The sequence below is a fragment of the Candidatus Edwardsbacteria bacterium genome, from assembly GCA_031082425.1.
In the GTDB taxonomy this organism is placed as follows: domain Bacteria; phylum Edwardsbacteria; class AC1; order AC1; family EtOH8; genus UBA2226.
On record JAVHLB010000001.1, the window covers coordinates 175,153 to 189,112 of the forward strand.

The following is a 13,960-nucleotide window of genomic DNA, read 5'->3' on the forward strand; positions in this document are numbered from 1 at the left end:
CTCATTTTCTTAAACCCTCAAGCTTGGACATGTAGTTCATGGTGAACACCTCCTCCTTGAAGGATCTAGGCTTCACCTGGGAATAGATCATGGTTGACAGATAGCCCTTGTACAGCGGGCTGTGTGTTTCGATGACGGAGGGCCGCACCACCCCCTGGCCGAAATTCTTCAGCTCCTTGAACTCCAGGGTTTTAATCAGCATGCCGCTGGCGGAATAGCACTCCACTTTCTTCAGTATTTCGTTTTTAGTGGCCCACATCTTCAGCTTATCATAGGCCACGGTTTTGTTCTTGGCCTTTAAGGACAGGATGTATTCTGATTCAGTTTCCTCCGTTTTTTCAACATCGTATTCCGTGTTATAGTCGACCTGCATGATGTCGGCGTTGTTGAAAACCCCTCCGGTGATGGATTGCAGGCTGGTTATGCGTATCGGCTTGCCCACATTGGGTATATACAGCCACATGTTGTCGCCCAGCCGCAGGGTGGTGCGGCCCTTTTCGCTGGCCGGGGAAAGATACAGCATGGCCACCTTGTCTTTCCCCTTCTTGGCCGTATAAAAAACAAACTCCTTTTTCCGCCCATTGGGCTCAGCGTTGATCAGCTTCCGGTACGACTCGTAGCTTTCCGGCATCAGTTTTTCGTCGATCCTCTTCAGCAGCTGGTTCCCGTCCTGGGCCATGACCGGCCCCATGACGGATATCAGCAGCAGCGGCAACAGCCATGATATTTTTTTCATCGGGGTTCCTTTCTGGTTATACATGTCTTAATGCTTCCACCGGCTCCAGTTTGGACGCTTTAAGAGCCGGTTGCAGGCTGGCCAAGGCGGATATGACGACCACTATGATCAAGGATAATATTATTTCCGCCGTGGGTATCTGCGGTGAAAGGGAAAGTTTCATCATTCCGAAAACGAAGTTAAGCTTCGCCGCCGCAATGATCAGCAGAAGTCCCGTTCCGAATAAGATACCGGCCAAGGCGCTGAAAAAGCCAAGCAGGAGGCCTTCGGTCAGGAAAAGGACCAGGATTTTCGAAGGCGGGGTTCCGATGGAAGCGATGGTGCCGATCTCTCCTATCCGCTCATAAACTGACATCATCATGACGTTGAGGATGCTTATCAAAACGATGGAAACCAGCACCAACCTGACCACCATGATCAGCAGGGTCACTATTTTTACGATGCTGGAAAAGGGCGATAACTCCTCCCAGGAATGGACCTCGAAGGCCGGTTTCCCGGGGTTCTCCCCAGGGGTTCGGGCCAGTTCGCCCTTGAGCCGTGAGTACACCTTCTTGAGCTTGTCGAAATCATTGAGTTTTACTGCGATTTCGGTGATCTCCCCGTTCTCGATCCTTAAAAGGGAAACCGCATCAACAATGTGAATGTATCCGTCCTTGCCCTGGGGGCCGAGTATGTTCTCCGAGATGCCGGATATTTTAAAGGTCACCCCGTTCACCGAACCATCCTTGTTGGTGGCCACCAAAACGGCATCGTCACCGAGTTTAAGGTTCATTCCGGCGGCAATATTGGCGGGAATGACAATCGATCCCGGCTGGACGAAGGTTTTCGGGTCTGAATTCCCCTCTTTTATCCTTTCCGTCAGGGCCGGGCAGGTGCTGCTTTCTTTCTCTGGATAAACTGCGGTCAGGCGCATGCTGGTGGTCTGGGCAAAATTGCTGATCATCGCCCCGAATCTGATCCTTTCCGAATAGGCCTTCACTTCGGGGTTGGCGTCCAGCAGCGATCTTATTTTGTTCAAGCCCTGTTCTGGTATGGCAATGTCCAGCGGCAGATTATCCATCGAGCTGACATACCCTTTCTTGTGTATCTGGATATCGCCCAGGTTGGAATTGGTGATGGTGCCTATGACCTCATCCTTGAACGAGGCTCCAATTCCTCCGAATATTATCACCAGGGCCACGCCCACCGCTATCAGCGAGGACGTCAACAGCGTCCGGCGGGTGTATCTTAAAAGATTGCGCCACGCAATTTTTACTATATTTTTCATTTTACTTATTCCCTCCGGGGTTTGTCTTTTCGTGAATATTGGTTATCAAGCCGTCTTCCATGGTATAGATGATCTCGGCCTCGCCTACTATTTTCTGGTCATGGGTGGCAAAGATGAAGGTTGTATTAAACTCCTTCTTCATCTCATGCATCAGTCCGATTACCTTATAGGCCGTATTATGGTCAAGGTTTGCTGTTGGTTCGTCCGCTAAAACCAGCTTTGGGTCCATGACCAAAGCCCGGGCAATGGCCACCCGCTGTTTCTGTCCCCCGGAAAGCTGGGAGGGGTATTTGTTCCGCTGGTCTGACATCCCGACCCGCTCCAGCATGTCCTCAATTCTTTGCTTTCGTTTGTTCAAGGGAACATCCTGAACCATTATCAGTGGATATTCCACGTTTTCATGGACCGTCAGCACCGGTATCAGGTTGAAGTTCTGGAAAATAAATCCGATGTTGTCGCCCCGGAATTTGGCCGAAGTTTTCCGGTCCATCCGGTTGACCTCCACCCCCGCCACGGTAACCGTTCCCGCTGTCGGCTTGTCCAAACAGCCGACCAGGTTCAACAGGGTGGTCTTCCCGCTGCCGGACGGCCCGACAAAAGAGATAAATTTACCTTTTCCTATAGTCAGGCTTATCCCCTTAAGAGCCGGGACGGTTACATCTCCGGCCAGGTAATCTTTTTTAAGATTGTTAACGGTCAAAAGGCTCATTTATTAATTCCTTCTTATAATGTTTCATTTTTGCCCGGGTCAGATCCTATCAGTCTGCTTTGCGAACGATCATTCCAGCTTTCTTCTGAACCGCGTGACGCTGAGCGACAGGATGCCGACCCCAAAAATCAACAGGGCCAGGGCATGGGGCCACAGTTCGGCCAACCCCGATCCCCTTAAGAATATTCCCCGGATGATGGTGTAGAAGTACCGCAACGGCAGCAGATAAGTAAGGGCCTGGATTATCTGCGGCATGTTCTCTATGGGAAACACGAAGCCCGAAAGATAGATCATCGGCATCATCACGAAGAAGATGGCCGTCATCATGGCTTGCTGCTGGTTGGAGGACACGGTGGATATGAACAGGCCCAACCCCAAGGTGGTCATGATGAACAGCAGGCACAGGGAGAACAACAGCGGATGGCTGCCCCGGACAGGGACCCCGAACCACTGGGTGGCCACCAGCATCACCAACAGGATATCGATGACCCCGATACAGAAGAATGGGGTCAGTTTGCCGATGATCAGCTGATACGATTTAATGGGGGTCACCAGCAGTTGGTCCATGGTGCCGTTCTCCCGCTCCTTGACTATGGCCAGGGAGGTCAGCATCATGGTCATTATCATCAGCAGCAGCCCCAGAACGCCTGGCACCATAAAATTCCGGCTGCTGAGTTCTGGGTTGTACCATATCCGGATCTCGGGGGTAACCGAAAGCAGGGCCGTTTTTCGGGGGCCCGATGATCCGGCCAACTGCAGGCCGATATAGCGGTTGATGATCTGGCTGGCATAGGCCAGGCCGATGCCGGAAGAATTGGCATCCGAACCGTCAGCCAGGGCCTGGATCTGAGGCTGCTTGCCCGCCAGCAGATCGTTTCCGAACCCGGCTGGGATCACAATCCCGACCGAAGCTCTGGTCTCGATAAGGGCGATATCTATATCAGCGCTTCTGGTGGTGCTTTCCACGGTGCGAAAATAGCCGGAATTGGTGAAGCCGCTCAACAGCTGGCGGCTATAATAGGAATTGTCATGGTCGCAGACAATCATGCTCACCTCCCGGACATCCAGCGTGGCCGCATAGGTGAAGACCAGCAGTTGTATGGCCGGAGCAATGATGTTGATGGCCACCATCTTGGGATCCCGCATAAACTGCAGAAACTCTTTTTTGATTATATGAAGGATTATTTTCATGTCTTTGTTGCGGTCGAATTCTATCGACATCCAATATTTATCATCACAGCCCCGACCTTTTGATCCTGATGGCGCTCACCAAAAGCATCACCGTGGCAAATCCCATAAGGAACAGCAGCTGGTCCCAGATCGCACCGAACCCGGCCCCTTTTAGGATTATCCCTCTCAGAGCCACCAGATAATACCTGGTGGGCACGGCATAGGTTATTAGCTGTATTGCCTCCGGCATATTTCGGATGGAAAAGACGAACCCCGACAGCAGAAAGGACGGCAGGATGGTGGATATCACCGCCACCAAAAAAGCCAGCTGTTGGGTTTCGGATATTGACGATATCAGCAGTCCCATACCCAAAGCGCCCAGCAGAAAGATAAAAGTGGTCAGAAACAGCAATAACAGGCTGCCCATGACGTGGACATCAAATAAAACATAACCCACCACCAAAATGATTGCCGTCGACAGCAGCGAAATAGCAATGTAGGGTATCGTTTTGCCCATTATCAATTCCAGGGGTTTTATCGGGGAGACCAATAGTTGCTCCATGGTGCCCCTTTCCTTTTCCTTGACTATCGACAGCGAGGTGGAGATGACCCCTACCACCATCAGAATAAAACCGATCAGCCCGGGAATAAGAAATTTTGCGCTCTTCAATTCTGGATTGAACCATATCCTGGGCCGGTAATCTATCGGTTGGTTAATGGCGGCCACCCCCAGCCGCCGGGCGACCTTGATGGTAAGCTGATATGAATAATTCAGGAAAAAAGCATTAAGGTACCCCTGAATGGTGTTGGCGGCATTGGCATTCACCCCGTCCAATATCACCTGCACCGTAGGGCTCCGGCCCTTGGCCAGGTCGGCCGCATATCCCCGGGGGATCACGATGGCCGCCCGTACTTTTTCGCTGCCCAGGAGATGGTCCAGTTCATTTACCGCCGAGGGCAAATGTTTTACCGTAAAATATTCGCTGTGAGAGAATTCGCTGATCAAATGCCGGCTTTCCCGGCTGATGTCCAGGTCCACCACCGCCAGGGAGGTGTGTTTAACGTCAAAATTCAGGGCATAGCCGAACATCACCAGCATGAACAGCGGGATGAAGAACAGTATGCCCAGGCTCCGCTTGTCCCGCATTATCTGGCGCAGTTCCTTTTTAATGACCGAAGCCACCCTGTCTGCTTTTGTGCCGGGGCTGATCAAAGGCATTGTTCATTTCCCTTCCGGATTTTCGATCGGTGTCTTTTTTTCTATCAGGGTGATGAAGACATCTTCCAGGGTGGGGCTTACCTCCCTTATATTTTCAGGCTTTACATTGCCCGTTCCCAAGGCTTTGATTATCTCCCTTTTGCCGGATTGGACATCCTTTACGCTGACATGAAGTGAGTTGCCGAAAATGGTGGTCTCCAGGGCCCAGGGCAGACCCTGGATCATGCCCATGGCTTTGACCACATCGTCGGACCTGAATTCCAGGATGGGGTTTTTGATCCATTCTTTTTTCAGTTGATTGGGGCTTCCGCCGGCTACGATCCGGCCGGCATGCATCAGGGTGATCTGGTTGCAGTATTCGGCCTCGTCCAGGTAGTGGGTGGTGACGAAGATGGTGGTGCCGCCTGATGACAGTTCATTTATCAGGTCCCAGAAGCTTCTCCGGGAGACCGGGTCCACCCCCCCGGTGGGCTCATCCAGGAAAATGATCCCTGGTTGGTGCAGAATGGCGCAGCCCAAAGCCAGCCGCTGTTTCAGTCCCCCGGCCAGTTCCCGGGTCAGCGAACGCTGGCGTTCCGACAACCCCGCCATCTCCAGAGCCCATTGCCTCCTGTTTTTCAGATTTTGACCATCCAGTCCGTAGACCCCGCCGAAGAAATTGATATTCTCCGCAACGGTCAGGTCCTCGTAAAGCGAAAATTTTTGGGACATGTAGCCGATGTTCTTTTTGACCAGGTCGGCCTGGCGGTTGATGTCGTATCCGCCCACCCTGGCGGTGCCGGAGCTGGAGGACAAAAGACCGCACAGCATTTTGATGGTGGTGGATTTGCCGGCTCCGTTGGCCCCCAGAAACCCGAAGATCTCGCCTGGCCGCACCTCAAAGCTGACGCTATCGACCGCCACAAAGCCGCCGAAACGCTTGCTCAGCCTGTCCGCTATTATCGATGGGGCAGCCATTATGCTAATACTCTCCCAGGGCTTTTTTAAGCTTATCTTTGGCGATCTGGCATTCCATCAGGGCCCCGGCGTGCCCCACCTTGGCTTGAAGCAGCAGCACCTCGGCGTCCAGCAGATCGGAATTGGTGGCCATTCCCTCCAGGAACAGGTTCTTGACGTTGCGGTAGTTCTCCTGGGCCTGGTCCAGCCCGCTCCGGGAGACCGCGGTCTTCTCTCCGGCCTGTTGGACCTCCAGTACCGCCAAATTGACCTCGATCCTGACGGCATCCTCCAGCAAAACCAGCCGGTCCTCGGCCTGCCGGAGCAGAGAGCCCGCCTGGCGCACCTGATGTTTGGCGGCCTGCCAGTTCCAGAGATCCATCGACAGCATCACCCCGGCGTCCCAGGTGGCATCGAACTGGTCCCGGGCCGGAAATATCCGGGGATTGGGGTTGGCATAGGTGTAATTCCCCACCGCAAACACCTGGGGATACCAGCCGGATTTGGCGGTCGTCCTTCCCGCCGCAGTAGCCTCCCGGCGGTATTTCTGGCCCGCAATATCCTGTCTTTCGGCCAGGGCCCTCTGAATCAATTCCGGCGGGCTTAACACGGCAGCCTCCAAAGTGTCGGGAATGGAGGTGGGGTCTATCTGCGCATCCAGGGGACGGCCGATGAAACTGTTGAGATGTATCCCTATGGCCCGGCGGTTGTTTTCGGCATCTATCAGCATCAGCCGGGCATTGGACATCTGCAGTTTAACCTTCAGCCGGTCATTCTCGGTGGCCAGGCCCTGGCCCAGCAAGTTGCCGACATCATTGAAATGGCTCTCCAAGATGCGGAGATTCTCCTCGGCCAATTCCTTCACCTTCTGCGCCTGGTAGAGCCTCCAATACAGGGTCTTTATATTCAGGGCCGCCTGGCAGCGCTGGGCCAGATAATCGCTGGAATCCGCCTGGTAGTTTTTACGGTTTATTTTTAGGTTGCCGGTCACCCGCCCTCCGGTGTACAGCGGCTGCTGCAGGGTCAGCTTGATACTGCTGTTGTCCAGCACCGGCTCGGCGATGGTTATGGTTTTCGGCGCCGGAAAGCCGGGGATGGTCATCTCGAACGGCGGAACATCGCTGAGCCGGCTGTAGCCGGCCGACAGTTTCAGGCTGGGCAGGAGGGCCGTGGCCGACTGGTCAGCCGCCGCCCGGCTCCCCTGGGCTTTGGCCCAAACGGCATCCAGGCCCTTGTTGTTTTCCAACCCGGTTTGGAGGCAGGCCTCCAGTGACATCGGTTCTTTTCCCTGGGCCCAGCCGGAGCCAAACCAGCAGAATAACAGGGACATTAGGATAAGACGGCGCATCTTTTCACCTTTATTTTGGCTTCATCAGTTTTATGAACACATTCTCCAGCGAGGGAGATACCTCCTGCCATTTATCGCATTTCATCCCCGCCGCCGCCAGCTTCTCGATCAAACCCGGCCACTGTTTTCCCTGGCCGGGCATCATCACGTTAAGCCGGTCGCCAAAGGTCTGGACATTTGCCGGGCCCAATTCTTCCGACATCATCCGGGCCGCCCTTTTTATATCCTGACAGACCAACTCCATCACCTTGCCCCCCATCAGCAGTTTGATGTTCTGGGGGCTGTCCAGGGCCAGGATGCTGCCGTTATCCAGCATGGCCACCCGGCTGCACCTTTCGGCCTCGTCCATGTAGGGGGTGGTCAGAAAGATGGTCAGGCCATCGGCCAGCAAGCGGGACAGGATCTTCCAAAAATCCCGGCGGGAGACCGGATCCACTCCGGTGGTGGGCTCGTCCAGAAATATGACCCGGGGGGTGTGGACCAGGGTGCAGGCCAGGGCCAGTTTCTGCTTCATCCCTCCCGACAGCCTTTCGGCCAGGCGGCTGCGGAAGGGCTTCATCCTGGTAAAATCAAGCAATTCCTCCCGCCGGGCCCGGTAGTCACGCACCCCGTGGATCTCGGCAAAGAACTCGATGTTCTCGTCCACCGTCAGATCGCCGTACAGGCTGAACCGCTGGGAAAGATAGCCGATATGGGGCTTGATCAGGCCCATTTGTGCCGGAACATCATGGCCCAGTACGCTTATCCTGCCGGATTGAAAAGCCAGCAGACCGCAGATGGCCCTGATCAGGGTGGTCTTGCCGGCCCCGTCCGGCCCCACCATGGCCAGCATCTCGCCCGGCAGAACATCAAGGTCTATTCCCTTCAGCACCTGATGCGGACCAAAAGATTTCTTAAGGCCGGATATTTCGACCAACGGCTTGGTCATAGGTTTTTGCTACTGCCCCTTGATGAATATTGCCGCATCGGCCGGGATCCCCGGCTTAAGCTGCTGCTGGGGATTGGGGATCTTCAGCTTGACGCCGAAGACCTGCTTGACCCGGTCCTGCTTGGTCTGAATGTTCTTGGGAGTGAATTCGGCCTGGGGGGAGATGTATACCACCTTTCCGGAAAAGGTCTTATCTTTGAAGGTATCTATCCGGATCTCGGCGCCCTGCCCCAGCTTTACGTATCCCAGCTCTTTTTCGTTCACATATACCACCAGCTCGACGGTATCAATTTTGGATATGGTGAACAGGATGGAGCCGGGCCCGGCGGTCTCGCCGATCTCATGGGTTGAATTGGTGATGGTTCCGGCCAGGGGGGCCGTAACATAACAATCGGAGATGTTTTTCCTGATCATATCGGCCGAGGCCCTGGCCTGCTCCAGCCTGGCTCCGGAGGCCCGGAACCTGGCATTGACATCATCGCGCTGTTTCTGGGTGACGCTGCCCTTCTGAAACAGCTCGCTGGTGCGCTGGTCGTCCTTGCGGTCGTTTTCGTATTGGATCCGGGCCAGTTCCAGCCCGGCCAGGGACTGGCGCAGCTGCAGATCCAGCATCACATGGTCCGTTACCATCAGGGTATCGCCCAAGCGTACATCATCCCCCTCCTTCCCCCAGAGGTTTTTTATCTGGCCGCCCACCCGGGCCGAGATATTCACCTGAAGGGCCTCGATGGTTCCGGAAGCCTGTATCCTTTCCTGGCTGCTGTCGTTGGTCCCGCAGGAAGCAAGCAGCAGCGGCAGGATGGCGATCATTGTCGGATATCTTTTCATTTACTTACCTCTTTAACTTTATTCATAAAATCCTTCCTGGCCGGTTCGGTCAATATCCCCCGGAATACCACCTCCACGATGGTTTCGAATACCTGGGACGCCGTAAAGGGAATCTGGCTGAATAGTTTTGGATCGATCATGTTCTGCATCAGGGTGGCGAACATCAGCGTCATCAGCTGGGGGTCGACATCCTTCCGGAACACCCCCTGCCGGATGCCCGACTCCAGAAGTTTCCTGAAATTGAGCAGTATCTTTTCCTTCCGGAAACGGTCGATCTCTTCCCACATCTCCGGTGCGTTGCGGCGCAGGTCCTCTCCGAAGGGCCGGGCCATCCGGCCGACCACCCCGCTGAGATGGTTCATCAGCCGTGACAGCTTCCGGTGGAAATCCATTCCCCGGTCGTTGACGATGTCCTCGATGATCTTTCCGTTCTCATTCATCATACTGCTGACCACTTGGTACAACAGGGCCTGTTTGCTGGGAAAGTGCTGGTAGAGGGTCTTTTTGCTGATGCCCAGGCCGGAGGCGATCTGGTCCATGCTGACCCTGGAGAAACCCCGCTCGAAGAACAGCCGGCTGGTGCTGTCGATGATGCGTGCTTTTAGTTTATCGGCTCTTGCTTTCATAATACTACGGAAACTTATTTGGTATTTATGGTTTCCTATATTATACACCTTTTATTTTATTTGTCAATAGGGAAATAAAAAACGGGGCTGCCGCCCCGTTTAAAGAATGCCCAAATACCTATTTTATATTCATGGCCTTGAACATGGCCTGCAGGGAGCTGTCATCCGGCAACAGCAGGAAATATCCCTGCAATATGCTGTCATTGCCCTGAAAACGGAAATCGTTCTCGATTATCACCGCCAATTCCTCGGCCCCTCCGGCCTGCTCGGCAAAGCCGGCCATCATCTCCTCCGGGGGGCCGATGATCAGGGACGGAGTGGTGGGGACCACCATGAAATTGAGCATCTCCCCCAGGGCATTCATATAGGCGCAGGTCAGTATGTTGGAGACCTCCCGTAAACCCGAACGGTCCAGCTCCGAAAGGGTCTTGACCGTGCCGACGGGACGTCTCATCAGGCAGTCGCAGAATTTAAGGGCGTCGTCCTGGCTGAAGAACAGCAGGGTCCGGCCCACGATGTCCCCGGAGAGGTCTATCCGGATCCCCAGGATCTTCTGCCCGGAATCAGCGCATTTTTTGAATACCGCCGAAAGGGGATCTATGCTGATCACCGGGATATTGATGGTGACCTTCTGCCCGGTAAGCTCCGACAGGGCGGTGGCGGCATGACCCGAGCCGATGTTCGACACCTCTTTTAGGGCGTCAAGCTGGATATTGTCTAATTGTTTCATCATTCCTTTCCGTTTATTCTGCCAAATGATTATACTTCAATTTGACTGATCGATGAGCTTTTTCATCTGGTCAATTCAAATATTCTACTAGCATATTTGGGATATGCTGGCAATAGGGACCCCCGCTGGCCCAGGACAAAATCCTGATATTCAAATCCCGGGGAGACGGTGGTGCCCAGCAGGGCAAACCCGCCGCCCTGCTGCAGGGAAGCCCCCTGCCATACTCCGCGGGGAACCACCAGCTGGACCGCCTGTCCGCTTTTAATGTCCCGGCCCAGAGTTATCTCCCGGCCGGTCCCGTCGGGATAAAGCAGCAGCATCTGCACCGGATCTCCCAGGTAGAAGTGGAATATCTCGTCGCTGTTGACTTTATGAAGGGCCGAATAATTTTCCGGGGTCAGCAAGTAATAAATGGCTGTACTAATGCAGCGGTCGGATTGGTACCAAGATGGTAAAACCTCTTTGCTCAGAATTTCTTCGGAGCGGTAGGTCTCCCTAAAATATCCGCCTTCGATCTCCAGCGGCTTCAGGTCCAGCAGTTTGATCATCTCTTCCGGGCTGTTTATCGTCATATATCCTGGTGGGTTAAAATAAAAGACCCCGCCGTCAACGGCGAGGTCTGGCCTTTGTCCTATATCTTCTCTATCTTGATCGCGACCCCCTTGAACACCGGGGTCTTAAGTTTGGCATCGTACTGGAACGGGGCCAGGGCATTGCCGCCGAAATGTATCGGCATGAAGGCCGTCTTCTTGTAGATATTGTGATTGGCCCTGATGACCGCCACCATCGAACCGGCATCGGAGACCACCCTGGCCTTCCACCCGGAGCGCAGGCCCAGGTCGGCGATGTCCTCGGGGTGCAGTTCGATATAACCTCCGGTGAACTCCCGGGCCAGGTGGTAGCTGCCCATGGTCTGCCCCTCGTCGCCGTAGAGATGCGGGTAGACGCTGCCCAGCTCCAGGTTGAACGGCAGGACCTCGCTTTCTATCTCGATCACCTTGAAGGGGTCCAGTTTCACCGCTTCGGGCTCCGGCAATTTTTCGTTTATATTCAACTTGCCGCCCATGGCTTTTGCCAGATATTCCATAATGTCCCCCAAAGCCCGGCTGTCCTTGTCGGGAACACTGGCGGCCTTGAATGACTGTTCTTTGCCATCCAGATTATAAAAGCTTCCTTCCTTTTCCAGCGACAGCTGCCAGGGGAGGACCACCTCGGCCTTTTCTGAGCAGTCGTTGGGATAGGAGTCTATCACAATCAGGGTCTCCAGTTGGGCAAGAGCCTTGTCCACCGATTCCCTTCCCGGCAGAGTCTTCAGGGGATCCTCTCCTATCAGGATCAGCCCCTTGAGGCGTTTTTTACCGATTGCTTCGATGATCTCCATGTAGCTCAAGCCGTTCGGCGAATTAAGGATCCGTCCGGCGCCGTGGTCGTTGGCTCCGTTCATCACCGGAAGTACCGATAGCCTGTCTTGCAGCAGCAGAGCTATGTCCGACAGGGCGGTCCAGGCCTCAAAGGCCTCTGGCTGGTGCAGCAGATTTTTTCCGAACAGCAGGACCGGCGACTTGGCCGAGGAAAGATCCTTGGCCAGGGTTTCCAGGTCGGTATGGTTGACGCCCGAGCCGTCCAGCAGCTGCCCCGGCGAAAGTTTGGCCAGGGTTTCCTTCAGTTTGCGGAATTCCGGATCGGCTGATGGGATATCATGCTTTTCCACCAGCTGCTTTAAAAGTGCGGTCAGCACATGGCCCTCCCGGCCCGGCCGGGACCACAGGAAAAGCCCGGCATGCTTGGCCAGCGGGTTCTTCTGGCTGTCCAGCACCGCCAGCCTGGCCGAAGGTCCCGAGATGGCGTGGGTCAGGTCGGGGGAAACATAGGGCCGGTCCTCTTCCGGCTTGCACCGGGATAGCACCCGCTGGCCCAGGATGGGGTTGTCCTCCAGCAGATTGGCCCCGATCACCACTATCAGATCGGCCTGGCCGAGGCTCTGGGTGTCAGCCTGATTGGGAAATTTCAGGGGGACGGCGCACAGCCGCGCCCCGCTGTCGTAATTCTGGGTCTCCAACACCCCCTGGGCAAAGCCCTTTACGGCCCAGGCTTCCTGGTTGGTCAGCCGGGACGAGGCGATCATCCCGATGCTGTTCTGGCCATGTTTTTCCCTGACCGCTTTCAGTTTTTTGGCCGCCGCCTCCAGGGCCTTGTCCCAGGAAACCGCCGCCAGCCCCTGGCCGTTCCTGGCCATCGGTTGTCTGACCCTTCCCTCGGCGGTCAGCAGCTGATAACTGGTCCATCCCCTGGCGCACAGCTGCCCCTGCCCCAGGTAGTGGTTCTGGCTGGCGCTCACCCCGCCGATCATCCCGTCCTGTTCCACCAGATAAAGGCCGCATCCGCATCCGCAATGCGGACATATGCTGAAATTATGTTTCATCGATCCAACTCTTGCTTGGTTTTTTCTTGCTTTTAACATCGAACCCCTTGCTTCTCCGCCGTTGAACGGAGTCTGTTAGTTTGTCATCAATATGCCCGGCGGCGGCTGGCGGGGATCAAATCAGTATGGTATCTTCATCTGGTCGGCCACAGCGGAAAAGGCCCGAAGATCGACACTGCCGGCATCGGTAAAACGGAAAATTCCCAGGCCGGCCAGTATTTCTTGGTCCTCCGGTTTGGCGGGATCCAGGGCCAGAATGGCGTCCTTTACCTTGTCGTCCATCTCGGTATGGCCGCCCTGGAGTGAGGCCAGCACCCAGTTGGGCACCGGCTGGCCGGTTGCCAGGATCCTGTAACATTTGGCCAGGCTGTCATTCCATTGGGATTGGGGAATGAAGCCGGCCGCGAAATCGCCTTTCCCCAGGCCGGCCAGCACCCGGTCCAGCTGTCCGACGGCAACCACCCTCAGGTCGCGCTCCGGGTCGATCCCCTGGTCAAAAAGGTATTTGGCCTGGGAGAGATAGCCCTCGGCCGACTGCCTGGAGGCACAGCAGACCGCCCGGCCCTTGAGTTTGGAGGCATCGTCGATCCCCCTGGCATAGGCCGCAAAAGAAGTGATTATCAATCCGCCGGTCTCGGTGGAGCCGTTCTGATCCCGGCCGATGGCCAGGGCCACGGCATTCTTGGTCTTCTGCAGGGTCAGGAAGGTCAGGGCGTCGCAGATCGCCAGCTGGGCCTGGGAGTTCTCTATGGCAGCCCCAAAGCCGGGTATGTTCTCGGCCGAGATGTATTGTACGTCAAATCCGGTCTCCCGGGAAAGCTTGTTCAGCAGCGGCAGGTACCTGGCACTCATGGCGGCGGTGGAGTAGGCCGGCAGCACCGCGATCTTGACCGCCTCCTGGCCGTACCGCCCCTGGGGCAGGTTACCGCAGCTTGTAATACTAAAGACTAAAGATAAAAAATAAAAAACTACTCGGAATTGCCTAATATGCCCGGGGGTGCGGGTTTTTGTTTTTTTATTTTTGATATTTGATTTCATCAT

Annotated in this window: 14 protein-coding genes; all 14 read right to left on the bottom strand. The window is 55.1% G+C overall.

The annotated features are described in order from the left end of the window. Position 1: 1 nt before the first annotated feature. Complete coding sequence (locus RDU76_00880; GenBank protein ID MDQ7797481.1) at positions 2–736, bottom strand: outer membrane lipoprotein-sorting protein; 735 nt, start codon at positions 734–736, stop codon at positions 2–4. Between the two features lie 16 nt (positions 737–752). Further along, positions 753–2,003 (bottom strand): FtsX-like permease family protein, encoded by a 1,251-nt coding sequence (locus RDU76_00885; protein MDQ7797482.1) that lies wholly within the window; start codon positions 2,001–2,003, stop codon positions 753–755. 1 nt (position 2,004) lies between these two features. Continuing rightward, positions 2,005–2,712: an ABC transporter ATP-binding protein gene (locus RDU76_00890; protein MDQ7797483.1), complete on the bottom strand. Its 708-nt coding sequence runs from the start codon at positions 2,710–2,712 to the stop codon at positions 2,005–2,007. Positions 2,713–2,781: 69 nt separating this feature from the next. Further along, positions 2,782–3,933 carry an ABC transporter permease gene (locus tag RDU76_00895; GenBank protein ID MDQ7797484.1) on the bottom strand — a complete coding sequence of 384 codons (1,152 nt, stop codon included), beginning with the start codon at positions 3,931–3,933 and terminating at the stop codon, positions 2,782–2,784. A gap of 13 nt (positions 3,934–3,946) precedes the next feature. Continuing rightward, positions 3,947–5,101 (bottom strand): ABC transporter permease, encoded by a 1,155-nt coding sequence (locus RDU76_00900; protein MDQ7797485.1) that lies wholly within the window; start codon positions 5,099–5,101, stop codon positions 3,947–3,949. A gap of 3 nt (positions 5,102–5,104) precedes the next feature. Next, positions 5,105–6,058 (bottom strand): ABC transporter ATP-binding protein, encoded by a 954-nt coding sequence (locus RDU76_00905; protein ID MDQ7797486.1) that lies wholly within the window; start codon positions 6,056–6,058, stop codon positions 5,105–5,107. Between the two features lie 4 nt (positions 6,059–6,062). Continuing rightward, positions 6,063–7,385 (bottom strand): TolC family protein, encoded by a 1,323-nt coding sequence (locus RDU76_00910; protein MDQ7797487.1) that lies wholly within the window; start codon positions 7,383–7,385, stop codon positions 6,063–6,065. A 10-nt stretch (positions 7,386–7,395) separates the two neighbouring features. Beyond that, the gene (locus RDU76_00915; GenBank protein ID MDQ7797488.1) at positions 7,396–8,313 is read right to left on the bottom strand and encodes an ABC transporter ATP-binding protein; all 918 of its coding nucleotides are present in this window, start codon (positions 8,311–8,313) and stop codon (positions 7,396–7,398) included. 9 nt (positions 8,314–8,322) lie between these two features. Then, complete coding sequence (locus tag RDU76_00920; protein MDQ7797489.1) at positions 8,323–9,141, bottom strand: efflux RND transporter periplasmic adaptor subunit; 819 nt, start codon at positions 9,139–9,141, stop codon at positions 8,323–8,325. After that, complete coding sequence (locus RDU76_00925) at positions 9,138–9,767, bottom strand: TetR/AcrR family transcriptional regulator (GenBank protein MDQ7797490.1); 630 nt, start codon at positions 9,765–9,767, stop codon at positions 9,138–9,140. Before RDU76_00925 ends, RDU76_00920 begins: the two co-directional genes overlap by 4 nt. A 118-nt stretch (positions 9,768–9,885) precedes the next feature. Then, a complete protein-coding gene (locus tag RDU76_00930; protein MDQ7797491.1) occupies positions 9,886–10,500 on the bottom strand; it encodes a chemotaxis protein CheC in 615 nt (204 codons plus the stop codon). Positions 10,501–10,559: 59 nt separating this feature from the next. Then, positions 10,560–11,069: a cupin domain-containing protein gene (locus RDU76_00935; GenBank protein MDQ7797492.1), complete on the bottom strand. Its 510-nt coding sequence runs from the start codon at positions 11,067–11,069 to the stop codon at positions 10,560–10,562. Positions 11,070–11,128: 59 nt separating this feature from the next. Next, entirely contained in the window at positions 11,129–12,919 is a 1,791-nt protein-coding gene (locus RDU76_00940; protein ID MDQ7797493.1) for a molybdopterin-dependent oxidoreductase, read from the bottom strand. Between the two features lie 120 nt (positions 12,920–13,039). After that, positions 13,040–13,960, bottom strand: coding sequence for a phosphate/phosphite/phosphonate ABC transporter substrate-binding protein (locus RDU76_00945; protein ID MDQ7797494.1), 921 nt, complete (start codon positions 13,958–13,960; stop codon positions 13,040–13,042).